Origin of the sequence: Kitasatospora sp. NPDC087314, assembly GCF_044744365.1 — a bacterium.
Classification (GTDB): Bacteria; Actinomycetota; Actinomycetes; order Streptomycetales; family Streptomycetaceae; genus Kitasatospora.
In genome coordinates this window covers 107,825-130,208 of sequence record NZ_JBIUYE010000005.1, presented here as the reverse complement: position 1 = coordinate 130,208, position 22,384 = coordinate 107,825, and the positions used below count along the sequence as shown (strand labels likewise).

Annotated in this window: 24 protein-coding genes and 1 pseudogene; 14 read left to right on the top strand and 11 right to left on the bottom strand. The window is 70.3% G+C overall.

Annotation, left to right across the window (positions count from 1 at the left end):
* Window positions 1-55: 55 nt before the first annotated feature.
* From ACIO5E_RS12480 to ACIO5E_RS12440, 9 genes are all read left to right on the top strand, one after another.
* A complete protein-coding gene (locus ACIO5E_RS12480) occupies window positions 56-3,289 on the top strand; it encodes a phage tail tape measure protein (protein ID WP_400666512.1) in 3,234 nt (1,077 codons plus the stop codon).
* 13 nt (window positions 3,290-3,302) lie between these two features.
* A complete protein-coding gene (locus tag ACIO5E_RS12475) occupies window positions 3,303-4,172 on the top strand; it encodes a hypothetical protein (protein WP_400666509.1) in 870 nt (289 codons plus the stop codon).
* Window positions 4,173-4,183: 11 nt separating this feature from the next.
* The gene (locus tag ACIO5E_RS12470; protein ID WP_400666507.1) at window positions 4,184-5,230 is read left to right on the top strand and encodes a hypothetical protein; all 1,047 of its coding nucleotides are present in this window, start codon (window positions 4,184-4,186) and stop codon (window positions 5,228-5,230) included.
* On the top strand, window positions 5,227-6,309 hold the full coding sequence (locus ACIO5E_RS12465) for a hypothetical protein (RefSeq protein WP_400666505.1): 1,083 nt from the start codon (window positions 5,227-5,229) through the stop codon (window positions 6,307-6,309). Before ACIO5E_RS12470 ends, ACIO5E_RS12465 begins: the two co-directional genes overlap by 4 nt.
* Window positions 6,306-6,767, top strand: coding sequence for a hypothetical protein (locus ACIO5E_RS12460; RefSeq protein WP_400666503.1), 462 nt, complete (start codon window positions 6,306-6,308; stop codon window positions 6,765-6,767). Before ACIO5E_RS12465 ends, ACIO5E_RS12460 begins: the two co-directional genes overlap by 4 nt.
* Window positions 6,768-6,774: 7 nt before the next feature.
* Entirely contained in the window at window positions 6,775-7,155 is a 381-nt protein-coding gene (locus ACIO5E_RS12455) for a hypothetical protein (RefSeq protein ID WP_400666501.1), read from the top strand.
* Window positions 7,156-7,219: 64 nt separating this feature from the next.
* The gene (locus ACIO5E_RS12450) at window positions 7,220-8,338 is read left to right on the top strand and encodes a peptidoglycan-binding protein (RefSeq protein WP_400666499.1); all 1,119 of its coding nucleotides are present in this window, start codon (window positions 7,220-7,222) and stop codon (window positions 8,336-8,338) included.
* Between the two features lie 14 nt (window positions 8,339-8,352).
* Window positions 8,353-8,619: a holin gene (locus ACIO5E_RS12445; RefSeq protein ID WP_400666497.1), complete on the top strand. Its 267-nt coding sequence runs from the start codon at window positions 8,353-8,355 to the stop codon at window positions 8,617-8,619.
* A gap of 95 nt (window positions 8,620-8,714) precedes the next feature.
* Window positions 8,715-8,897, top strand: a complete 183-nt coding sequence (locus tag ACIO5E_RS12440; RefSeq protein ID WP_400666495.1) for a hypothetical protein — start codon at window positions 8,715-8,717, stop codon at window positions 8,895-8,897.
* 65 nt (window positions 8,898-8,962) lie between these two features.
* On the opposite strand, the gene ACIO5E_RS12435 is transcribed toward ACIO5E_RS12440, so the two are convergent.
* From ACIO5E_RS12435 to ACIO5E_RS12425, 3 genes are all read right to left on the bottom strand, one after another.
* Window positions 8,963-9,136 carry a hypothetical protein gene (locus ACIO5E_RS12435; protein WP_400666493.1) on the bottom strand — a complete coding sequence of 58 codons (174 nt, stop codon included), beginning with the start codon at window positions 9,134-9,136 and terminating at the stop codon, window positions 8,963-8,965.
* Window positions 9,137-9,274: 138 nt separating this feature from the next.
* On the bottom strand, window positions 9,275-9,829 hold the full coding sequence (locus ACIO5E_RS12430) for an NUDIX hydrolase (protein WP_400666491.1): 555 nt from the start codon (window positions 9,827-9,829) through the stop codon (window positions 9,275-9,277).
* 10 nt (window positions 9,830-9,839) lie between these two features.
* Entirely contained in the window at window positions 9,840-11,099 is a 1,260-nt protein-coding gene (locus ACIO5E_RS12425; RefSeq protein ID WP_400666489.1) for a helix-turn-helix domain-containing protein, read from the bottom strand.
* Window positions 11,100-11,395: 296 nt separating this feature from the next.
* On the opposite strand from ACIO5E_RS12425, the gene ACIO5E_RS12420 reads away from it, so the two are divergent.
* The gene (locus tag ACIO5E_RS12420; RefSeq protein WP_400666487.1) at window positions 11,396-11,890 is read left to right on the top strand and encodes a hypothetical protein; all 495 of its coding nucleotides are present in this window, start codon (window positions 11,396-11,398) and stop codon (window positions 11,888-11,890) included.
* Window positions 11,891-12,262: 372 nt separating this feature from the next.
* Complete coding sequence (locus ACIO5E_RS12415; protein WP_400666485.1) at window positions 12,263-12,424, top strand: hypothetical protein; 162 nt, start codon at window positions 12,263-12,265, stop codon at window positions 12,422-12,424.
* Window positions 12,425-12,791: 367 nt separating this feature from the next.
* On the opposite strand, the gene ACIO5E_RS12410 is transcribed toward ACIO5E_RS12415, so the two are convergent.
* Window positions 12,792-13,034, bottom strand: a complete 243-nt coding sequence (locus ACIO5E_RS12410) for a helix-turn-helix domain-containing protein (protein WP_400666484.1) — start codon at window positions 13,032-13,034, stop codon at window positions 12,792-12,794.
* Between the two features lie 117 nt (window positions 13,035-13,151).
* Between ACIO5E_RS12410 and ACIO5E_RS12405 the strand changes: the two genes are divergently transcribed.
* Window positions 13,152-13,418 (top strand): hypothetical protein, encoded by a 267-nt coding sequence (locus tag ACIO5E_RS12405; RefSeq protein ID WP_400666482.1) that lies wholly within the window; start codon window positions 13,152-13,154, stop codon window positions 13,416-13,418.
* Here ACIO5E_RS12405 and ACIO5E_RS12400 read toward each other — a convergent pair whose 3' ends face one another.
* The gene (locus tag ACIO5E_RS12400) at window positions 13,419-14,309 is read right to left on the bottom strand and encodes a hypothetical protein (protein ID WP_400666480.1); all 891 of its coding nucleotides are present in this window, start codon (window positions 14,307-14,309) and stop codon (window positions 13,419-13,421) included.
* Between the two features lie 245 nt (window positions 14,310-14,554).
* On the opposite strand from ACIO5E_RS12400, the gene ACIO5E_RS12395 reads away from it, so the two are divergent.
* The gene (locus ACIO5E_RS12395; protein WP_400666478.1) at window positions 14,555-14,764 is read left to right on the top strand and encodes a hypothetical protein; all 210 of its coding nucleotides are present in this window, start codon (window positions 14,555-14,557) and stop codon (window positions 14,762-14,764) included.
* A 329-nt stretch (window positions 14,765-15,093) separates the two neighbouring features.
* Window positions 15,094-15,249: pseudogene (locus ACIO5E_RS12390) on the top strand (3-hydroxyacyl-CoA dehydrogenase family protein); the annotation flags it as partial.
* Between the two features lie 66 nt (window positions 15,250-15,315).
* Here ACIO5E_RS12390 and ACIO5E_RS12385 read toward each other — a convergent pair.
* The 6 genes from ACIO5E_RS12385 to pheS all read right to left on the bottom strand — a co-directional run bounded on the left by ACIO5E_RS12385 (window position 15,316) and on the right by pheS (window position 22,325).
* The gene (locus tag ACIO5E_RS12385; RefSeq protein ID WP_400666476.1) at window positions 15,316-16,158 is read right to left on the bottom strand and encodes a chitosanase; all 843 of its coding nucleotides are present in this window, start codon (window positions 16,156-16,158) and stop codon (window positions 15,316-15,318) included.
* A gap of 109 nt (window positions 16,159-16,267) precedes the next feature.
* Complete coding sequence (locus ACIO5E_RS12380) at window positions 16,268-17,242, bottom strand: ABC transporter permease subunit (protein WP_400666473.1); 975 nt, start codon at window positions 17,240-17,242, stop codon at window positions 16,268-16,270.
* A complete protein-coding gene (locus ACIO5E_RS12375; protein WP_400666471.1) occupies window positions 17,239-18,165 on the bottom strand; it encodes an ATP-binding cassette domain-containing protein in 927 nt (308 codons plus the stop codon). The genes ACIO5E_RS12380 and ACIO5E_RS12375 overlap by 4 nt, the downstream gene beginning before the upstream one ends.
* Window positions 18,165-18,599, bottom strand: a complete 435-nt coding sequence (locus tag ACIO5E_RS12370; protein WP_400666469.1) for a GntR family transcriptional regulator — start codon at window positions 18,597-18,599, stop codon at window positions 18,165-18,167. The genes ACIO5E_RS12375 and ACIO5E_RS12370 overlap by 1 nt, the downstream gene beginning before the upstream one ends.
* Before the next feature lie 103 nt (window positions 18,600-18,702).
* Window positions 18,703-21,204 (bottom strand): phenylalanine--tRNA ligase subunit beta, encoded by a 2,502-nt coding sequence (gene pheT / locus ACIO5E_RS12365; protein ID WP_400666467.1) that lies wholly within the window; start codon window positions 21,202-21,204, stop codon window positions 18,703-18,705.
* Window positions 21,204-22,325: a phenylalanine--tRNA ligase subunit alpha gene (gene pheS, locus ACIO5E_RS12360; protein ID WP_280681692.1), complete on the bottom strand. Its 1,122-nt coding sequence runs from the start codon at window positions 22,323-22,325 to the stop codon at window positions 21,204-21,206. Before pheS ends, pheT begins: the two co-directional genes overlap by 1 nt.
* Window positions 22,326-22,384 lie beyond the last annotated feature (59 nt).

Below are 22,384 nucleotides of genomic sequence, written 5' to 3'. Positions count from 1 at the left end.
CCGCCGGAGCACGGTCCAGTCGGAGCAGGACTTCCGGCGGCTCGCCCAGGCCGCGGTGGCCTCGGCTGCCGAGCAGCAGAACGCCGTGCAGCGGGCGGCCGCCACCGAGCAGGCCTCGTTCGAGCGCACTACCACTGTGGCGCGGGCGTCCAGCCGGGCCACGCAGGAGGCCGTCACCGCGACCACTGCGAGCATGGGCCGACTCGCCGTGGCGGCCGAGGAAGTCCCCGCCACGTTCGCCTCGGCCGCGGCGATCTCCTCGCGCGCTATGGGCGAGATGGCCGCAGCCGCGCAGGGCGCCGCCACGTCGGTGGTGTCGGCCGAGACGCGCATGTCGGAGGCCACCGCCGCCTCTGCGGCCGGCATCCGGTCGTCCCTGGCGATGCGCCTGGCCGCAGGCGAGGCGGTGATGGCCCAGCAGGGCGCGCTCGCCGCGTCCACCACGTCCTCCGCGACTGCCCAGGCCGGGGCGCTGTCCCGCGTGGCGACCGCTGGCGAGCGGGCCGAGACCGCGTTCAGCACCGTCCGCACCACCGGACTGCTGATGCTCGGTGCGTTCGCCGCAGCCTCGCTGACCGCCGCCCATTTCGAAAAGTCGATGTCCGGTGTGGCGGCGGTCGCCGACGCATCGACCTTGCAGCTGAGCCAGCTGCGGACAGCGGCGATCGTGGCCGGCCGCGACACCGCGTACAGTGCCAGCCAGGCCGCCGACGCCGAAGGCGAACTCGCCCGGGCTGGTGTCAGCGTTGCCGACATCCTCGGGGGCGCCCTGCACGGGTCCCTGTCGCTCGCGGCGGCCGGCCAGCTCGACCTCGCCGAAGCTGCCACCATTTCGGCGCAGGCGATGAATACATTCGGCCTCAAGGGCCGGGATGTCGAGCACATTGCCGACGTCCTCGCCGCCGGCGCCAACAAGAGCGCCGCCGACGTCCACGGGCTCGGTGAGTCCCTGCGCATGGGCGGCCTGCTGGCCCACCAGACCGGGCTCAGCCTGGAGGACACGGTGGGCGCGCTCTCCGCCTTCGCCGACCACGCGCTCATCGGGTCGGACGCCGGCACTTCCCTAAAGGTCATGCTGCAGCGACTCGTCCCGCAGAGCGACGAGGCCCTCGGCATCATGAACAAGCTCGGGTTCAGCGCCTACGACGCGGGCGGCAACTTCGTCGGCCTGACCAAGCTCGCCGGGAATCTCAAGTCCTCGTTCTCGAACCTCACTCCCGAGGCCCGCAACGCGGCGATGGCGACGATCTTCGGATCGGACTCCGTCAGGGCGGCGACGATCCTGTACGAGCTGGGCGCCGATGGTGTCGACAAGTACCGGGCCGCCGTCAACGACTCTGGCGCCGCGTCCCGCATGGCCGCGACCCAGATGGACAACCTGGCTGGCGACGTCGAGCAGCTCAAGGGCTCCTTGGAGGTCGCTCTGATCAACGGCGGGACCGCGGCCAACGCCGTGCTCCGTGACATGGTCCAGTGGGTCACCAAGCTGGTCAACGCCTACTCAGATCTGCCTCCGTGGTTGCAGACGTCCGCCGCCGCGATTCTCGGCATCGGCGGCGCGCTCACGATCGTGGTCGGCGGCCTGATGTTGGCCCTGCCGAAGATCGTCGCATTCCGGGCATCCGTCGCCACACTCGCGGAGACGATGCCCAGGCTGGCATCAGCAGCCTCCGGCGCGGTCGGGTTTCTCGGCGGCCCGTTCGGTGCCATCCTCGGCGTCGCCACTGCGGCGCTGGCGGTGTTCGGGCTGGCCTCGCACGGCGCCAAGCAGGAGCAGGAGTCCCTGACCGAAGCCGTCAAGGCGGACAGCAACGCGGTCGGGGCCAACGTCAAGGCCTGGTTGGCACACCGTCTGGAGACCGACGGCGTCCTCAAGGCGTCCCAGTCGCTCGGCATCAGCACCGCGGATCTGACCGAGGCCATCCTCGGCAACGCGTCCGCAATCCAGCGTGTCCGTGATCAGCTCGGACCGATGCGAGACGAAGCCCAGGCCCAGGCCCAGGCTGCGGCGGAGGCCGGCGGCGGCAACGACGACTGGTCGAAAAGCCTCGTCAAGGTCGACCAGGCCCTCAACGGGCTCAGCCCGCAGATCACGCAGAGCGTCGAGGCGGCCAAACGGGAGGCGGAGGCGACCGGCAGCGCGGCTGACAGCACCGGCAAGCTCGGCGACTCCGCGAAGGTGACCGCCAAGGATCTATCCGACACCCGGTCCGAGGTCGAGAAACTCAACGACTCGCTGAACAACCTCAACGGCATGAACATCTCCGCCGCGAAGGCGGCGATCAGCATGCAGTCGTCGCTCTCCGACCTCAAAGACAAGATCAAGGAGAACGGCAAGAGTCTCGACATCACCACCGAGAAGGGCCGAAACGTCAAGTCAGCGTTCCTCGACGCTGCAGGCGCCGCCCAGGCCCACGCCGAGGCGGTGATGAAGCAGACGGGGTCGAGCGAGCAGGCCATCATCGTGCTCGGCCAGGATATTGAGGCCCTCAAGGGCGTCATGAAGCAGGCCGGCTTCACCAAGGAGCAGATCGACAGTCTGACCTCCGCGTATGCCCAGCTGCCCGCAGCGAAAGAGACCAAGGTCACCGATCCGGGCGCACTGCAAACCATCCGGGACCTGCAGGAGGTCAAGTCCAGGGTCGAGGACGTCCCGCCTGGCAAGAGCATCACGGTCCGGGCGCCGAGTCAGGACGCCATCCGGGACCTGCAGTCCATCGGCTACACCGTCGAGCAACTACCCGGCGGCAAAGACGTCAAGATCACCGTGCCATCATCCGACGCGGTGAACGGATCCGCCCGAATCCAGCAGGTCATCAACGGCATCCAGGACCGGACCGTCAACGTCAACGTCCGCTACAACGCCGACTACGCGGACCGGCACATCCCCGTCGGCTGGGCTGACGGCGGCATCACCGGATACGCGAACGGCGGCGTCACCGCGTTCGCAGACGGGGCGGAGCGGCATGTCGCTCAGATCGCCCCGGCCGGCGCGATGAGGTTGTGGGCGGAGCCGGAGACCGGCGGCGAGGCGTACATCCCGCTCGCGCAGGCCAAGCGCGACCGCAGCATGCGGATCCTCGGCCAGGTCGCCGGCATGTTCGGCCAGCAGCTCATCCCAGCGCGCCCGACGGCCGGCGAGCTCATCCCGGCCCGGCAGGTCGCCGGTGCGGCGGCCGCCGCACCTCAGGCCGCGCACCGCACCACCACCGTCAACCTCTACGGCGCCCGCCAGTCGCCCGAGGAGCAACTCGCCGACCTTACACGGCACTTGAACTTCATCGCCTGAAAGGGGGTGGCCAGTGGGCTACGTCCCCGGGCAGCTCCTCGGCGGCCGCCAGATCACGCTCGGCGCGCTCGTTCTCGGCCAGGTCGACGCGGCCGGAGTCGCCTGGACCGTCGCGAAGGACGGCCTGAAGGGATGGTCCGGCCCCGCAGTCCGCACCCAGTACAGCGACCGGGAGGCCGACCACGGGTCCTGGGCCGGCCCGACATGCCTGGGCATGCGGACTATCACCCTGGCCGGCACCATCACCGCCCCCGATCTGGCCACTCTGGATGCGGCCGCCGAGCAGCTGTACGCGGCGGCCGCACTCACGGACACCCCCCTGGTCGTGACAGAGAGCGTCCCCAAGCAGGCCATGGTCCGGCGCTCGGGCGAGGTGCTGCTGGAGTACGAGACGGACACGGTCGCCCGGTGGTCGATGCTGCTGACCTCCGCCGACCCGCGCCGCTACTCGACCGTCCTGCAGTCCGCATCCACCGGGTTGCCCGTCTCGACCGGAGGCGTCGTCCTGCCAATCACGCTGCCGCTGACCATCACAGCCGGCAGCAGCTCCGGCACCCTCACCCTGTCCAACGAGGGGACGATCGGCGCCCGCCCGGTGTTCGCCGCCGTCGGCCCGGTACCCGGCTTCAACATCCTCGTGCAGTACCCCGACGGCACCGTCCGTCAGCTCGCCTACACGGACACCCTCGGTGTCGGCGACACCCTCGTCATCGACACCGACGCCCACACCGCCGTCCTCAACGGCACGGTCGGCCGCCGCCGTTACCTGTCCGGCCCGTGGCCCGAGATACCCGCAGGCCAGGGCGTCACCGTGCTGTGGAACTCCGCCGGATCCGACCCGGCCGCCCTACTGACCGCAACCGTCCGATCCGCCTGGATGTAAGGAGCCGCCCCGTGCCCACCGATCCGCTCTGGCTCCCAACGCTGCCCTACGACGAGACCGAGCTCCGCAAGATGGACCTGACGCTCGCCATGTCGGACGGAACATCACTCGGCGCGCGCCCCGGGATCCGGCCGGGCGACCCGGGTCTGACGGTCACCCTCAGCGGGACCACCGTCAACGTCTCCGCTGGCACCGCCACCCTCTGGCGCTCAGGCCAGGGCCTGTACCGGGCCCAGCTGCCCGCCAGCAGCCCAGGCACCCTCGCCGCCGCGAGCGCCTCGTTCTCCCGCATCGACCTCGTGTACCTGCGGGTCTGGGACACGAGCGTGGACGCCTCCGGCTTCCGCAAGGCCGACATAATCTTGCTGCCCGGAACGGCTTCGGCGACGCCGGTGGCACCGGCACCGGGCGCGACCGAAATCTACATCCCGCTGGCCACCATCACCGTGCCGTCCACCGGCGGTGGCGGCACCGGCGCCGCCACGGTGTCCAGCGCGGTGCGCCAGATCACCGTCGCCCCCGGTGGGATCCTGCCAGTCAGCCTCGCAGCCGACATCGCCGCCAACGGCACCTATGCCGGCCAGACCCGCTACAACACTGTTCGCGGACAGCTGGAGACCTGGAACGGCAGCATCTGGATGGCTCAGGGCGACTGGGTGACCTATACGCCGACCTGGGGCAGCAGCAGCGTCCCGTCCATCGGAAACGGCATCCTCAAAGGCAGGTACAGCCTGGTCGGCCGGCTCTGCACGGTACAAATCTTCATGAAGATCGGGTCGACCACCAACCAGGGCGGCACCACTGGCACCTGGTCATGGACACTGCCGTTCAACCAAGCCGCGGCAACGGACCCCTCAGAAGGATTCGCGGGATCCTCCTACCTCTCCGTCGGCGTCGGGTACGCCGCCCTGGCGTTGTGCCAGTCGAACGTCGGCTTCGCCAACAAGCTGCTGCTCTTGCAGTCCTCAGCTCCCGGCGTGCTGATCGGGCCCGGACAGCCGACGACCTGGGCGACCAACAACTCGATCTCAGCCACGATGGCGTACGAGATCGCATGAGCGCGGTCGAACTCACCTGGTACGGGTGTGACTTGCGCACCGGCGTGATCGCCGAGGAGCTGCGGGCCGTCCGGACCGAGCAGTCTTTGCAGCGGCGTCTCGGCGCACAGACATCCGCGAGCCTGTCCCTCGCGCTGGCAGGCGCTCCGCTCGGCTGGGAGGCCGCTCTGGATCCGGGCCGTACGGTGATGGTCGCGGTGGACACCGCCACTGGCTGGCCGGTTTGGGCAGGGGCAAACCTGACTCGCGAGGGCGGTTCCGCGACGACCGCGCACCTTGGCGTCGCTTCGATCGAGTGTTACCTCGACCGCAGGTACCCCGGGGATTACACGGCACTTGGCCTAGACCAGACCAGCGTCATGGCCGCGCTCGCTGCTCCGGCGCTGTCCGGCGGCATGCCGATCGTCCTCGACACCGCTACCAGCGGCACCCTGATCGACTACACCGCCATCGACACCGACGACCGAACGATCCTCTCCTACCTGCAGGAGATCAGCGCGATGCAGGGCGCCCCGGAGTGGACCGTGGACACGGTCTGGGCGGACACCGCGCAGACGCGGTTCCAGTTCGTGCTGCGGATCCGGCCGACGATCGGTGTCCAGGACCCAACCCCCGAGGCGGTCTTCGACATGCCAGGCTGCATGAGTGAGTACCGGTTGATTGAGTCGTACGAACGCGGCCGCGGCGCCACGAGCGTCACCGCCCGCGGCGACCGATCCGATGGCGTACGCGCCACCAGTACCACCCACACCGCCGACGCCCTGATGGCCGCCGGCTGGCCACTGTGGGAACACCGATGGACCCCCGCTCAGGGCATCACGTCCGTGGACCAGTTGGAGCGGCATGCCGCCGTGGCGCTCGCCCTGATGGGCACCGGCAGCCGCGCCTGGTCCGTCACCGCCGTCGCCTCCCGGGCACCGCGGCTCGGCAGCACCTGGGGCCTCGGCGACAGCGTCCGCATCGCCGTCGCCTCCTCGCCCCGCCACCCACAGGGCGCCGAGACCGTCGCCCGCGCCTACGCCTGGGAACTCGACCCAACGGCTGACCGGATCCGACCGATTCTCCTGGAGGACCAGTGACCGTCCGGTTGGACCAGCTGCCCCGGGACGCCGCGTCGTTCGCCCGCAGACTGGGAGAGCTCGCCGCCGAAATCGCCCAACTGCGGGCCCGGCAGCCGGACATGTCCGCGGCTGATGCTCTCCTCGCACCGGTGGACGTCGACACCAGCCGATGGCCGCAGACCACCGCCGCCACGTACACCGCCATCGCGGCCAGCCGCAACATCGCCTGGAAACGGAAACTGCGGATCGCGGCCGCTACATCCGTCTCCGTCGGCACCGCCGGAAACGTCCGAATCAGCGTCAACGGCACCCCCTTGGGCACGCCGGTTGCCGCCGGCCTGCCGCTGGATGTCACCGTCCAGCTGCCCGCCACGATCCGCATCGGCGACGAATACCGGGTCGCGGTCGAGGCCCAGCGCACGTCCGGCGGCGGCTCGGTCTACGCCCAGGTTCAGCTGATCCGTGCCCTCGACTAGGAGACCCGTGTACACCGTCACCACCCTGAGGGCTGACACCCCACAGCAGCTCATCGACCGCCTCGTGCCGCTCGCCGTCGCCGAGTTCCTCGCAGGCCGCGCCGGACGGCTGTCCCCGCTACAGGCGAACACCCCGCAGCAGCAGGCAGACCTGTGGCTACTCGCCGTCGCCCGACCCAGCCTCGATCCGGGCGAGTGGGTTGTCTACGGGCTCACGTCCGACGCTGACATTCCCGGCTGGCCGGACCGGCTGTCCTACTACACCGGCGGGATCCGCGACCCCCGCCAGGTCGCCCAGGCCTTCGCGGCCGCCGGCCTCGACATCGTCATGCGGCACTACACCACATTCGGCGCCACCTGCACCGACCAGGCCGTCCCACTCACCTGACCTCAACTCCCACACCGCCACCGTGCCACCGGCCCGGGGGCTTTCTCATGCCCAGGAGGAATCCGTGCGCGATGAGTTCGTCGCCTTGCTCACCAGTCAGGTGGGCTACCACGAGGGTCGCGACAGCGACGGCACGTGGAACAACATTCAGAAGTACTCCCCAGCCGTCCCAGGCCTGGAGTGGTCGCAGGGGCAGGCGTGGTGTGCGACGTTCACCGCCTGGGGCGCGACGCAGTCGGGGATGGCCGACCGCTGGCCGATCACCGCCTCGTGCGCCACCGCGGTGGACTGGTGGCAGCAGCACAACCGCTGGACCGACTACCCCGTGCTGGGCGGCCCGTTCTACCTGGGCACCTCCGGCCAGGACCACGTAGGCGTGGTCACCGGCTACGACAACCAGTGGATCTACACCATCGAGGGCAACACGAACTCCGGGGGGTCGCCTCAGGGCGATGGAGTGTACGCCCGCCAGCGTCCCCGCCGTGGCCAGGGCAGCCCGTACGGCTACGGCATACCGGACTACCCCGAGGGCACGATCAGCGCGGACCCGGCGCTCGGCGGGACACCGACCGCGCAGGTCGACACCCCCCAGCCCCCGGCGCCGTCCACCTCCTCGCCCACGCCGGACCCGACTCCGGCCCGGTACCAGACCAGCATCAACGGCCTGGCGTACGGCTACGGCGCCCAGGGCGACCAGGTGACCGAGGTCGGGCGGGCGCTGGTCGCGGCCGGTTTCGGCTCCCACTACCAGCAGGGCCCGGGTCCGGACTGGACGGACGCGGACACCGAGAACTACGCGGACTACCAGGCGAGCCTCGGCTACACCGGCCAGGCGGCGGACGGCGTCCCGGGCCCGGACTCCCTGCGGCAGCTGCTCGGCAACCTGCCCGGCAGCCGGACGGTGTCCCTCACGCACGTGATCGCCGCCGCCCAGCAGGACCCGCCGGCCGAGCAGGGGCACACCACCTACGGGCCCGAGGTGCAGATCGTCGAGCAGGCACTGGCGGACGAGGGCCTCCTCGAACAGCGCTGGGTCGACGGCTCGTTCGGCAGCCTGACGGTCACCGCCTACTCCGGTTGGCAGCACCGTTGCGGCTACAGCGGCTCCGCCGCCGACGGCATCCCCGGTCACGACAGTCTCGCCCGCCTCGGCGCCGCCCACGGCTTCACCACCACCGACTAGAAGGGACAATGATCATGACAACTGGACCGATCGAGACGAAGGTCAAGGCGGCCACGCTCGCCACCTACCTGGGGTCGACGGCCCTGCTGGAGGTACTCACCACGGTGCAGGACCAACCCAGCCTCCTGGGGATGCTGCCGGGGTGGCTGGCGCCGTGGCTGCTGGCGCTGCTGCCGACTGCCGTCACCGGGGTGGCCGCGTACCAGGCCCGGCACACTCCGCGGGCGGACGTGAACGCGGCGCGAGCGGCCGATGTGCCGCAGATCCGGGGCGGTCAGTGAGCGTTGACACCTTGGTCGCCTGGTCGGCGGTAGGCACTGCTCTCGCCGGCGCTCTGGCGGTGGTCTGGCGGACGGTGCGGCGGCTGACTCACGTCATGGAGACGTTCACCGAGGACTGGCAGGGGACGCCGTCCCGCCCGGGCGTCCCGGGGCGTCCGGGCGTGATGGAGCGGTTGGACCGGATTGAGCACGAGCTCCACCCCAACTCGGGCCTGTCTCTGAGGGACGCGGTGAACCGGATCGAGGAGGCAGTCAAGGGACTACAGCAGCCGCACTGACACAGCGCGTCCCCGCTCAGCTCTCCCTCGGGAGGGCCGGGCGGGGGCGTTCGTCGTGTTCGGGGTCAGCCCTGCGGCGGGTACTGGCCGTCGAACCCGTGGTACTTGGTGACGGTCTTGCGTCCGCGGCGCGCCATGAGGAAGACCGGGATCCACAGGCCGCAGGTCAGGAACATCATGAAGATGTGGCCGGTGAGGGCGAACGGCCCCATCTTGCGGCGGGTTACGACTTTGGGCATGGGTCCTCCTGTGGCCGGTGGGCCACGAACCTACCGGGCAGCCGGGCGCCGGTCTTCACCGTGTGGCCGACCTGTGACCAAATCGGTTAGGCCTGCTCGTTGTCGCGTCATCGTACGACCGGCCTCGGACAACGCAGTTCAGGGGCGATCGGTGAGCCGATGCGGGCCGAGATAGTAGGAGAGCGCGGCGTGGGACGGTCCGTCGGAGATCTCTCCGGTGGTCAGCAACTTGATCACCTCGGCCTCCGGGACCCACTCAACCCGGGCTGCCTCGGAGATGTCCTCCGGCTCGCTGACCCGCGTGCAGCCGGTGACGTGGTACGAGCGGAAATGGGCGTCCGAGATGCCGGCCATGGCGTCGTACTCGGTCAGCAGTTCGACCCGTCCGGGCCGCCACCCGGTCTCCTCCTCGACCTCGCGGGCGATTGCGGCTGCTGGATCCTCGCCCGGCTCGGCCCAGCCCGCCGGGACCTCCCAGCCCCAGCGGTTGGTGATGAACCGGTGTCGGTAGATCAGGAGAAACTCGCCTTGGTCGTTAGTGACGACGGCGGTGGTGGAGGCCCGGGGCATGCGGAGCACGTGATGCTCGATCCGGCCGACTCCGGGGATGTCGACGTCGTCCAGCCACACCTCGACCCACGGGGAGCCGTAGACCTGCCGTCGGCCGTAGACCGGCCACTCCGACCCCGGCATTGGGACCTCCTCACGCGCGTGCAAGCTGGTACCTCGACTCTCTCACGCGCGCCGTGAGCTCCCGCACCGGGCGTGCGGACTGCCATGGGGTAAGGGCAGCCTGGAACTGGCGGGCGCGCAGGACGAGCCGGTGCGCAACAGCGTCCCCGGCCAGGTCGAGGGCAGCATTGGCGGTAGAGCATGCGGCGTCGAGGTCCCCCTGGCCCAGCTGACACTCTGCGAGGTCGACGGTAAGTACGGAGCGCCCCTTGATGTCGGCCTCGGCACGGCACCGGATGGCCGTCTCTAGGAGGCTGGCAGCAGCTTTGTGCTCACCGAGGTGTGCGTAGGTCTCCCCAGCGAGACCGTCGAGGCGCGGTGATGTGAAGAAGTCCAGCCCGCCGAGCGGCTCTGTGCTGGCAATGTCGAGCAGGTAGGTGGCCTCGTCCAACGTGGCCAGCGCCTCGGCCTGCCGACCTGTGGCTGCGAGCGCCCGAGCGAGGTTCGCTGTAACCCAAGCGCGCCGTCGGGGACTGGCCACCTGGGAGAGGCCAGCGGCCTGCTGGAGCAGCGTCGCGGCGGTGTCCCAGCGACCAGCCGTGTACTCAACGATGGACTGCATGGTCAGCAGCCACGCGGCCAAGTCGTCTGCCTCCCCCTCTCCCGCAGCTACGGCGCTCAGGTGAAAGTGGGCGTCGGAGCGCCCGCGGTCACCGAGGTCGTGGTGCGCGAACGCAAGTAGCCCAGATACGACGGTCAGTATCTGGGTGCACCGCCGACGAGCCTTGAGGGTCTGAGGCCGGCTGAGCAGCTCGTGCACGCTGGCGAGCTGGCGTTTGAGTGTGGAGACGGACTCATCGAGCGGTGTCTCGGGATAACGATAGGCGACGTCGGCAACGGCCATCTCAAGGTTCGCGAGGGCAGCGTCGGACGCGGTGGAACGGGACAGCATGTCGAGGACTTCCCAGGTCTCAGGTACGGCGGCGGGCTGGTAGGCCGTCGGTCCAGGGGTTGTCTCCCACGGGCGGTCGGCGAGGCCGAGCATGCGTCCGGGGATTCGCATGCCGTCGGCGATGCGCTCGATGACCCCCATGCTGGAGACCTCCCGAGGACCGCTCATGATCTCGGTGACCCTGCTAATGGATAGGCCCGTGCGACGGGCGATCTGAGCCGGGCTGATGCCTGCACGCCTGGCGGTCTGAAACACGGTGCCGATTCGGCGAGCAGAGCAGGCTGCCGCGAACGCCGGGTCGGCAAGGACATGCGAGGGGAGCGGTTCCGGTGCGGACACGTTGCCTCCCGAGTTGATGGTGTCACGAGGGTAGCGGCCACCGCGGTGTCACGGTGGGTACCCACCGTGACCCTAGTGACGTCCTCACAGGGCGTTGATGCTGTGCCTGTGACGACGCATCAGCCAGCGCCCAACAGGGCTCAGCTCCAGGCCGAGGCTTGCATCTGTTGCGGCGGCGAGGACGGCGAGTTGGTCCCCGCCGGCCACGTCTACACCCCCACCGGCCCTGGGCGGGCCCCGCTCGGCTGGGCAATCGTGGCCCACCCGAAGTGCATCACCATCAAGGAGAGGACATGTTGACCGACGATCTCACCGTTTCGGTGGACGGTCACCTGGAGCCGGTCACCGCGCCGGCGCTGCAGGCGCTGGACATCCTGTGGCAGACGCTGCGCGAGTTGCCGATCGGCGAGTACCAGCTGCGGGCGATGGAGCGGCTGGTGGGCAGCGGCGACACGCGCGACCTGGAGCGCTGGATGAACGGTGACAAGTCCACCGATTGGACGCTTGGCCTTGATGGGGATGCCGTCGCTGTCGTACGGGTGTCGTACGGCGACGGGCTGACCTGCCGGCAGCGCGTCGCGGCCCGGTACACCGTCGTGCAGCTGCCAGCCGACCAGCGAGGGCGGCGCCCGTGGGTGATCCGGGACGCCGAGACCGGCGGCCTGGTCACCGCTGGCACCGGGCCGCGGCCGCTTGAGTTTTCGATCCGGGAGAGCGCCGATGAGTGGACCCGTGGCCGGGTGAACCTCGCCGGGTACCGGGCCTTCCCGATGCGGACGGTCGCCGAGTGAGCGCCGCCGGGGGAACACCGGTTGGAACCCTGCTCGCACCCCGTTCCCGCTGTACGGAGTGCACCCGGCTGGCCAGACAGCACGCCGAGGCTGAACGTCGGCGCGACCACGCGGGGGCAGTGGACGCACGTGTTCGGATGCGCCGTCACCACGAGGCAAAGCACCGGTGACCGGTAGGCATCGCGAAGGTCCGCCCAACTGCCTGGCGGCGGCGTGCGCGGTCTCCGTGGCAGGGCTGGCGGTTGTGACCGCGCTGCTGGTTCTGGCCTACCGGTAGGTCACAGCATTACGGAGAGGCGAGTCAGACGGCGTGATCACCGATCGGAAGTAACTCCCTCAGGGCTAGCCCTGGGGTCACCCAAGGAGAAGTGCATGAGCGACCCGGATGACGCGTTCTTCGAGCAGCTGGGCCACCTGGTGGACGCCGTCCAGGACGGGCGGGCCGCAACCGATGCGGCGTCGTACGACGACGCGTCCCGGCGAGCGGGCGACGTCGCGGCGGCGCTCCGGGAGGTGGACCACGAGGGGTCGTGATGGATGACCGGAACCGTGCCACGGGGGTATCGCGGACGCGCCACGATGGCGGGTCCGACCATCAAGAGGAGGTCGCCATGAGCGGCACTGTCCACCCGCACGACCAGGGCCGGTGGCGCGACCAGCGAGGCCGCGCTTCCCGCGGGCCCAACCGGTCGCGTGTACACCCCCTGATGCCACCGCCGACATGTCCGGCGGCACTGGAGATTGAGGAGGACGACATGACCCCTCAGAAGGACCCCAGCGGCGGAAGTGGAGGGATCGGCGGCCCGAAGGCTCCCAAGTCCGACCCTCCGCCGCCCCCGCCGCCGACCGAGTAGCCCCCCGACTCCCTGGCCGGCCGCCTCGGCGGGCCGGCCGGCCAGGGTCACCTGTCGCGGAACAGCCTCCAAAGCGGGACCCCGATTGCCCGTGCGATCGCGCTGAGCTGATCCAGCGTCGGGGGGACGAGGCCGTTCTCGATGCGGCCGACAGTCCTTCGGTCCACGCCTGCCCGCTCTCCGAGCCGTTCCTGAGTGAGGTCAGCTTGTCGTCGGAGTGAGAGGATCCGTGCCCCGACGTCCCGTCGGTCGCGGATCTGCTGGTCATCAGGTTTGTACGGGGCGGGCACCTCTTGACGCTGACCGGATCATGATCAAAAGTCTGTACCGATATGCCGCCATTTATCGATTACTAGTTCGATAGGATCGACCCACCGCAGTCCGGGGGGACTGAACCGGGAGCACACGTGAGTTACACCCTCACCGTCGAGGGCCTGATCGAGCCGTCTGAGCACGAGACGCTGGCAGCGGCGGTTTCCGCCCTACGAAAGCTCCTTGCCGAACTTCCCCTCATCGCTACGGACCGCGTCGGGTTCGACCTGATTCTCAGTGACCCCGCATGGGCGGACGACTACATCCGGCGCGACGGCCGGATGAACCTGCAGTTCACGGCAGCTGGCGGCACCTTCACCGCCGTCATTGCACCCCGGACAACACCGGTTGATCAGGACTGATCAACGACGCGTGCCGTACCAGTACATAAGCTGGGCGATCGAACGCGACCCCGTCGCCTCGCGCAGTTCGGCGAGCCGGTTGGCGACGGTCCGCTTCGAGATGTGCAGTTCGGCCCCGATCTCCTCCCAGTCAAGACCGCGCCCAAGGCCGTCGAGGATCGCCGTCTGCAACGACGTGAGCGTGACGCCCCTGTCGGTGCCATCCCAGGGATCTGCACGTTCCCAGTCCCGTTCCCATGCGGCAACCAGCAACTGGACTACGGTCTCGTCCGAAATGAAGACCGCACGATCCACTGCCACCGGGTCCGGCTCCCCGCGAGTCAGCACCGATGTCACGGCCAGCCGACGGTCAATGATGATCATGCGGCTGAGATGGCTTGCGGTTCTGATCCGCGCCCCGCGCTCAGTCACTGTCTTGGCCCACCGCGCAGTGGGTTCGTCCGTGCGAGCCGATGGCAGGTAGATCGTTCGCAGCTTCAACCCGCGTTCGAGTGCGGCCATATCCTGCACGTAGGAGGCGGCCAGGACATGGGCCGGCCGTGGACCGGAGGCCTGGGCGCTGAGGAGCTCCTCACGCGCTTCCCGCACGGCCGCACCGATTCGCTCGTTGATGGCCTGAGTGCCGACCACGTACTCGATCGGGGTGAGCTTCGGGCGGGCCTTTCGGTAGGCGTCGCTCAGTTCCCGCAGTTGGATCGGTACCGACTGGGCCTCGGCCAGGAACGTTCCTGCCATGGTCTGCAGAGTGGTCTGCCACTGGTGGATGACCACGTCGGCGTCGGACGGTTCCCATTCACCCGTGTCCGGGTGGCGCTCCACAAGCTGCGACTGGATCAGCAGCCTGAGGTCGGCGCCGTCGTCTGGGGCCCGCTCACCGTCAAGCATCCGCAAGTACAACTCTTTTGATGCACTCGTAAGCAAAAGTCGACCATCATCAGCCATCATCAGCGTCCGACTTCACCCTACTTTGCACGCTATCCCCTGAATGTCTGGATGCACTTGAGTGCACACTTCGGAGCGTATCGCGTGAACGCTTGATTCAAAGGCGAACCAACTGGACCATGAGTGCACGGGGTTTTCACACCTGACCCACCCACACCACAGGCTGCCGAGCAGCAGCGAAAGGGGTGTTTGCCATGCCCAAGCGCAAGACCTACCGCGCCGTCGTCGTCGGCATCCTGGCCAGCATCGGCCTCGCCGTCGGCATCGGGCTCTCCGCGGGGACGCCCGTAGATAGCCCGACGCACGTTGCGGACACCATCTGGGGGGCCGTACCGCCCCAGCCCAGTCCCACGCCAACCGTCACAGCGAGCGCCGCCGCCCTCGACGACACCATCTGGGGCTAGCAGCTCGGGCCGGCCGCCTGATGGCGGCCGGCCCGGCCTCAAACTCCCGCTTCGCAGTGCCCGCTTGCATCGGGCGCTGAGGAGCGGGGATCTCGGGGCCGGCAGGGGACCCTCATGCTGTGGGAGGCTGTCGGGATCCTACCGACCCCTGATGCCGCCCCGTACCCCCCATGTGGAGGGTACGGGGCGGCTCACGTACGTCCCGAGCGGGAAGATCTGGGGAGTTCCCGGGGAAACTGGGGAGCACCTGGGGAGGTCCGAAGCGAGGACCCCCGAGAAAAGCTGAGGAATTATGAGGAACTGTATTCGCAGCTCAAGAGGTGCAAGGCGGCTGCAACCGGCCTGTCATGCAAGTACGCCTCATGTACGACGAGTACAAGGAGCCGCTGTACGCCGCTCCCCCGCTGCTCTCCCGGATGGTCGACGCGGGCCTGCTGGGCCGCAAGTCCGGCCGCGGCTTCTACGACTACACCGCGAGCGCCTGAGCACCGGCCGGCGGACGGCGACGGGGCCCGGGAGCATGCCGCTCCCGGGCCCCGTCCTGCGTCACGTCAGCTGTTGATGGCGCAACTGTCGCCGTAGACCTTCCACTTGAGCGGCGGGTTGAGGTCGAAGTTCTTCGCGTTGAGGAAGACCGACTGCTCGGTGTCCACCCGGCTGGTGTCGGAGTGCGCCTCCTCCTTCTTCATGACCACCTTGCGGGCGTCCAGGAAGGCCTTGAGGTAGGTGGCCTCGTCGCCGCCCTGGGCCGGGGTCTTGGCCTTCTTCATGGCGGCGGCGCGGATGCCGCCGAAGCTGTCCGAGCTGTTGCCGGGGCCGTGCATGACGATGGCGTCGTAGTAGGCGAACTGCCCGAGCGCGCGCAGGCCGTCCGACTTGGCCTGGTTGACGGAGGGGTTGAAGTACACCCGGTCGCGCTCGTCGTCCTGGGCCTTCTGGAAGACGGTGTCCTTGGCGGCGGTGGCCCAGTCCTTGACGAAGGGGGTGCCGAGGCCGGAGTGCGAGGCGCTGCCGTTGACCTTCTTCAGGGCCGGCAGGTACTTGGCGAGGATGTTGCCGGGCTTGAGGTCCGTGTAGTGCTGGACGAGGTCGAGCATGTCACCGGTGCCGGAACAGAAGCCGATGATGCCGGCGGTGTAGCCGCGCCCGTCGCCGATGTCCTCGATGTACTTGTACTGGGCCTTCCAGTCCAGCGAGGAGTTCTCCGCGCTGGACACCAGCTGCATCGCGATGTCCTTCTTGTGCGGGTCGTCCAGCCCGACTCCCTTGAGCTGGACGGATGCCGCGGCCGCCGGGGCGGCGGCGGCCGCGCCGGCGGCCGCGACCGTGGCGGGTGCGGCCACCAGGGCGGCGGCGAGGGCTATGCGCAGGGCACGGTGGTGCTGGGGACGCATACGATGCTCCGTTTCCTCGGGAGGTTAGGAAACTTTCCTAACGGGAAATTAGCGCCCCGAACCCCCACCCCCGCAAGGGTTTTGACAGAACCTCTTCAGATTTCTCCGCTCAGACCGCCCGGCGGCGCACCCACCAGACCGTCGCCGCGCACAGCGCCACCGCGAGCAGGAGCATCCAGCCCAGCTCGATGAACTGGAACGACCAGTAGCGTCCGTCCGGCTGGTACGTCTCGTGCACCGAGTAGCCCCCCTCGCTCACCAGCTTCTCGGCGCCGTAGTAGTCGTGTCCCAGGTCGTAGACATCACCACCGCTCAGCCGGTTCCCGGCCGGATCGGCGTACCACACGCTCCCCTCCCAGCGGTGGTCGACCGAGGACTGGGCCAGCGTGTGCACCGTGTCCTCCAGCGGGGTTCGGTAGTGGAAGCGCAGGGACTCGGCCACCAGAGTGGTCACCACCGAGGCCACCACACCGATCCCGACCGCCACCACGGTCCGCCGCAGCACCGCGCCCGCGAGCGCGGCCACCGCGAAGACCAGCAGGACCCGGCCGACCAGGGCGGGCGGAGCGGCCGAGAAGAGCAGGGGCAGGAAGCGGCCCGACTCCCCCGCCATCGGCGCGATCCACCAGCTGAACACCGCGGCCACCGGTACCGTCGCGGCCGCCAGCACACCGCCCACGACGGCCAGCACACCCACCGTCCACCGGGTCCGCCCGGCGCCCTGGGTCCAGGCGAAGCGGACCGTGCCGTGCTCGAACTCCCGCGCCAGCAACGGACCGCCCACGAAGGCGCCGAAGGCTCCGCCCAGGAAGTAGACGATGTTCCCGCCGACCGTCAGCTCGGTGCCGTACTCGCGCAGGAACTCCTTCCACCGCTCGTTGCAGGCCCGCGTCGCCATGTCGCAGCCACCCGCACCGGAACGCTCGAACCCGGCGTGCAGGAAGTACCCGGTGACGGCCAGCAGCAGGGTGAGCCCGGCGAGGACGCCCAGCAGGATCCGCAGCGCGGACCGGTGGCGGAGCCAGGCCGCCCGGATCGCCCCGCTGCGGGGCAGCGCGGCGGGAGCGGCGGTGACGGCACTCATGACAGCATCGCTTTCTCGGACGTACGGACGGCCCCGCGCGGGCCGGGCAGGGCGGAGGCGGCCGGCTCGCGCAAGTAGGAGAGCACCAACTCCTCCAGGCCGACACGCTGTTGGCGCCAGCCGTCGGAGACCGGCGCGTCCACGCCGCCGGTGCGGACCAGCAGGTGGGACTGGACGCCGGCCCGGCGCTCGCGGACCACCGGCAGGCGGTCGGCGACCTCGTCCGCCTCCGCGGTCGGGCCGGTCAGCATCCGGTGGCCGCCGACCAGGTCGTCCACCTCCCCCGCCACCTGGACCCGGCCACCGCCGAGCACCACCAGGTAGTCGCAGGTCTGCTCCAGCTCGTTGACCGCGTGCGAGGAGAACACCACCGACAGGCCGTCCTCGGCCACGGCCGTCAGCAGCACGGCCATGAAGTCGTGCCGGGCCAGCGGATCCAGGGCCGCCAACGGCTCGTCCAGCAGCAGCAGTTCAGGACGCTTGGCGAGGGCCAGGGCGAGCGACACCTGGGCCTGCTGGCCACCGGAGAGCCGGCCGTACTTGCGGTCCAGCGGGATGCCGAGGCCGTCCAGGTGGGTACGCGCCCGGTCCCCGTCCCAGCGGCGGTTCAGGTGGCCGCCCATCCGGAGCAGATCGCGGACGGGCAGGCCCGGGTAGAGCGAGGCGTTCTGGGCGACGAAGCCGATCCGGTCCAACCCCTCGGGCGAGCCCGGGAGTTGACCGCCGAGGACGGACAACATGCCCTCGCTCGGCAGGGTCAGTCCGGCGGCCAGGCCCAGCAGGGTGGACTTGCCGGCGCCGTTCGGGCCGACCAGCGCCACCACGTGCCCGGCCGGGACGGCGAGGTTGCAGTCCCGCAGCGCCCAGGAGCGGCGGTAGCGCTTGCCCAGCCCGCCGCAGTCGATCACCGTGTCCGCGGCCATCAGGCCACCACCCCGTCCCGGCCCTCGCGCAGGTCGCGCAGCGCGTCCTCGAACACCGCGACCATCCCCCCTTCGTCCAGCCCGGCGTTCCGCGCCGAGCGCATCCAGTCCAGCAGCCCCCGCCGCAGCGCGGCCCGTTCGCGCAGCGGCACCACTCCGGCGGGCAGCCCACGCACGAAGGTGCCCTGGCCGCGCCGGCCGACCGCCAGCCCACGGTGCTCCAGTTCGCGGTACGCCTTGAGCACGGTGTTGGGGTTGATCGCCAGCCCCGCCACCACCTCGCGCACCCGGGGCAAGCGGTCCCCCTCGGTCAACCAGCCCATCCGCAGCGCCTGTTCGACCTGCTGCACGAGTTGCAGGTAGGTCGGGACGCCGGAGGCCGGGTCCAGACGGAACTCGACCGGGGAGGTCTGGTCACCTTTATCTAGTTCCATAGTTAATGAGCTAAGTGGAGATGGTGACGGGCTGTCAACCCAAGGAAAGGCAAAAGGCCCCGCCCGGACCGAGGTCCGGACGAGGCCCTTGGGCCGGGCGCGATCAGGCGCCGCGCAGCACCGCGCCGGTGCGGGCGACGGCCTCGGCGACGGCCGCCTCACGGGCGGCGGTCGCCTCCTCGGCGGTCAGCGTGCGGTCCGCGGCGCGGAAGCGCAGCGCGTACGCCAGCGACTTGCGGCCCTCGCCGACCTGCTCGCCGGTGAAGACGTCGAACAGCCGGATGGCTTCCAGCAGTTCGCCCGCGCCGGAGCGCAGCGCGGCCTCCACGTCGGCGGCCGGGACGGCGGCGTCGACGATCAGCGCGACGTCCTGGGTGGCCACCGGGAAGCCGGAGACGGCCGGGCCGTTGACCTTCTCGGCACCGTCGGCGGTGAGCAGGTCGATGTCGACCTCCATCGCGCTGGTGCGGGCCGGCAGGCCGAGCGCCTTGACGACGCGCGGGTGCAGCTCACCGGCGTGGCCGACCACCCGGTCGGTGCCGGCGACGACCAGCTCGGCGCAGCGGCCCGGGTGCCAGGGCGCCTGCTGCCCCTGGCGGACGGTCAGCTCGACACCGGCCGCGCGGGCCACCGTGCGGGCCGCCTCGACGGCGTCCGCCCAGAAGGCCTGGGCGCCCTGGCCCCACCAGCCGGAGGGCAGCCGCTCGCCCGTGAGGGCGACGGCGACCCGGCGCGGCTGGTCCGGCAGCGCGGCGTCCAGCTCGGCCAGCTCCTCGTTGCTCGGCCGGTGGTCGACGGCCGGGCGCGGGGCCACGGTCAGCTCGTCCTTGGGCAGGAAGACGGTGCCGGTCTCGTAGATCGCCAGGTCGGTGTTGCCCCGGCCGACGTTGCGGCGCAGCGCGCCGAGCAGGCCCGGCAGCAGCGTGGTGCGCAGCGCCGGCTCCTCGTCGTTGAGCGGGTTGACCAGCTTGACGGTGCGGCGGCGCCGGTCCTCCGGCTCCAGGCCGAGCGCATCGAAGGCGCTCTCGCCGAGGAACGGGTAGTTGTTGACCTCGACGTAGCCGGCCCCGGCCAGCGCGACGCCGATCCGGCGGTGGGTGCGCTGGGCCTCGGTCAGTCCCTTGCCCGGGGGCACGTTGGGCATCCGGGCGGGGACGTTGTCGTAGCCCTCCAGCCGGATGACCTCCTCCGCGAGGTCGTACGGGTCGGTGAGGTCGGGCCGCCAGGTCGGCGGGGTGACCTCCAGGATGTCGGCGCCGGCGACCGAGCAGCCGATCTCCTGCAGGCGCCGGGTGACGGTCTCGCGGCCGTACGCGGTGCCGGCGACCCGGTCGGGCAGGTCGGCGGCGATGGTGATGGTGCGCACCGGGTGCGGGGCGGCGATGTCGGTGACCCCGGCCTCGGCGGTGCCGCCGGCGATCAGGACCAGCAGGTCGACGGCGCGCTGGGCGGCGGCGCGGGCGGCCTCCGGGTCGACACCGCGCTCGAAGCGCTTGGACGCCTCGGAGGGCAGCTTGTGCCGCTTGGCGGCGCGGGCGATGGCGACCGCGTCGAAGTGCGCCGCCTCGATGATCACCTCGGTGGTGCCCGGGCCGGCGGCCGGGTCGAGGATCTCGGTGGAGGCGCCGCCCATGACGCCGGCCAGGCCGATCGGGCCGCTGTTGTCGCAGATCAGCAGGTCCTCGGCGGAGAGCGTGCGCTTCACGCCGTCGAGGGTGGTGAGGGTCTCGCCCTGCTCCGCCCGACGGACCGTGATCGGGCCCTCCACGCGCTGCTTGTCGTAGGCGTGCAGCGGCTGGCCGACCTCCAGCATCACGTAGTTGGTGATGTCGACGGTCAGCGAGATCGGGCGGATGCCGGCCTTCTGCAGGCGGCGCTGCAGCCAGATCGGGGACTTGGCGGTCGGGTCGACGCCGACGACCGTACGGGCCACGAAGCGGTCGCAGCCGGCCGGGTCGGCGACCTTGACCAGGTAGCCGAAGGAGTTGGCCGGCGGCACGTCGAGCAGCGCCGGGTCGGCCAGCGGCAGCCCGTACGCGGCGGCGGCCTCGCGGGCGACGCCGCGCAGGGACAGGCAGTAGCCGCGGTCCGGGGTGACGGCGATGTCCAGCACCTCGTCGACCAGCTGGAGCAGCTCGATCGCGTCGGTGCCGGGCTCGAACTCCGGCGGCAGCACGATGATGCCGTCGTGGTCGTCGCCCATGCCGAGCTCGCGGGCGGAGCAGATCATGCCGGCCGAGGTCTGGCCGTAGGTCTGGCGGGCCGAGATCGGGAAGGGGCCGGGCAGCACGGCGCCCGGGAGCACCACGACGACCTTGTCGCCGACGGCGAAGTTGGTGGCACCGCAGACGATCTCCTGCGGCTCACCGGTGCCGTTGGCGTCGCCGACGTTGACGAAGCAGTGCCGGATCGGCTTCTTGAAGCCGGTCAGCTCCTCGATGGAGAGCACCTCGCCGACCACCAGCGGGCCCTTGAGGTCGCCGCCGAGCTGCTCGACGGTCTCGACCTCCAGGCCGGCCCGGACCAGGCGCTCCGCCACGTCACGGCCGGTCTCGCCGGCCGGCAGGTCGACGTACTCGCGCAGCCAGGAAAGCGGGACGCGCATCAGATCTCCATCCCGAACGGGAGGGTGAAACGCACGTCACCCTCGACCATGTCGCGCATGTCGGCGACGTTGTGACGATTCATCAGGATCCGCTCCAGGCCCAGGCCGAAGGCGAACCCGCTGTAGCGGTTCGGGTCGACGCCGCAGGCGACCAGCACGCGCGGGTTGACCACACCGCAGCCGCCGAGCTCGATCCAGCCCTCGGACGAGCAGGTGCGGCAGGGGCGGTCCGGGTTGCCGACGCTCTCGCCGCGGCACACGAAGCACTGCAGGTCGATCTCGGCGCTCGGCTCGGTGAACGGGAAGTACGAGGGGCGCCAGCGCAGCTCCAGGCCGCCGCCGATCAGCTTCTCGACCAGCACCTCGATGGTGCCCTTGAGGTCGGCGAAGGTGATGCCCTCGTCCACCGCGAGGCCCTCGACCTGGCGGAACACCGGGGTGTGGGTGGCGTCCAGCTCGTCGGTGCGGTAGACCCGGCCGGGGCAGACGACGTAGACGGGGGGCTCGCGGTCGAGCAGGGTGCGGGCCTGGACCGGGGAGGTCTGGGTGCGCAGCACCACGCCGGAGTCGGCGGAGCCGTCCGGGGCCTGGACGAAGAAGGTGTCCTGCATCGAGCGGGCCGGGTGGTCCGGGCCCAGGTTGAGGGCATCGAAGTTGAGCCACTCGGCCTCGACCTCGGGGCCCTCGGCGACCTGGTAGCCCATCGCGACGAAGGTGTCCTCGATGCGCTCGGCCAGCGTGGTCAGCGGGTGCCGGGCGCCGCGCGGAGCGCGGTCGTACGGCAGCGTGACGTCCACCGCCTCCTCGACCAGCACGCGGGCGTCGCGCTCCGCCTCCAGTTCGACCTGCCGCTTGGCGAGGGCCTGGTTGACGGCGCCGCGGGCCTGGCCGATCAGCTTGCCTGCGGCGGCCTTGGCGTGCGGGGGCAGGGCGCCGATCTCGCGGTTGGCGAGGGAGAGCGCGGAGCGGTCGCCGGTGTGGGCGACCTTGGCCTGCTTCAGCTCGTCGAGCGTGCTGGCGGCGGCGAAGGCGGCGACGGCCTCGTCCCGCGCCTGCTCCACCACCTCGGGCTTGAGGGCCTCGACCTCGACCGGGTCGTACGACTTGTTGGGTGCCGACATCTCTATCTTTCCCGTGCTCCTGCTCGTCCGTGCTCAGGTAAGGGTGGCTCTCCCTCCTC

Coding starts and splice junctions, on each gene's coding strand:
- ACIO5E_RS12465 (WP_400666505.1), top strand. CDS start 5,227: ATGAGCGCGGTCGAACTCACCTGGTACGGGTGTGACTTGCGCACCGGC.
- ACIO5E_RS12445 (WP_400666497.1), top strand. CDS start 8,353: ATGACAACTGGACCGATCGAGACGAAGGTCAAGGCGGCCACGCTCGCC.
- ACIO5E_RS12440 (WP_400666495.1), top strand. CDS start 8,715: ATGGAGACGTTCACCGAGGACTGGCAGGGGACGCCGTCCCGCCCGGGC.
- ACIO5E_RS12435 (WP_400666493.1), bottom strand. CDS start 9,136: ATGCCCAAAGTCGTAACCCGCCGCAAGATGGGGCCGTTCGCCCTCACC.
- ACIO5E_RS12430 (WP_400666491.1), bottom strand. CDS start 9,829: ATGCCGGGGTCGGAGTGGCCGGTCTACGGCCGACGGCAGGTCTACGGC.
- ACIO5E_RS12415 (WP_400666485.1), top strand. CDS start 12,263: ATGAGCGACCCGGATGACGCGTTCTTCGAGCAGCTGGGCCACCTGGTG.
- ACIO5E_RS12395 (WP_400666478.1), top strand. CDS start 14,555: ATGCCCAAGCGCAAGACCTACCGCGCCGTCGTCGTCGGCATCCTGGCC.
- ACIO5E_RS12385 (WP_400666476.1), bottom strand. CDS start 16,158: ATGCGTCCCCAGCACCACCGTGCCCTGCGCATAGCCCTCGCCGCCGCC.
- ACIO5E_RS12380 (WP_400666473.1), bottom strand. CDS start 17,242: ATGAGTGCCGTCACCGCCGCTCCCGCCGCGCTGCCCCGCAGCGGGGCG.
- ACIO5E_RS12375 (WP_400666471.1), bottom strand. CDS start 18,165: ATGGCCGCGGACACGGTGATCGACTGCGGCGGGCTGGGCAAGCGCTAC.
- ACIO5E_RS12370 (WP_400666469.1), bottom strand. CDS start 18,599: ATGGAACTAGATAAAGGTGACCAGACCTCCCCGGTCGAGTTCCGTCTG.
- pheT (WP_400666467.1), bottom strand. CDS start 21,204: ATGCGCGTCCCGCTTTCCTGGCTGCGCGAGTACGTCGACCTGCCGGCC.
- pheS (WP_280681692.1), bottom strand. CDS start 22,325: ATGTCGGCACCCAACAAGTCGTACGACCCGGTCGAGGTCGAGGCCCTC.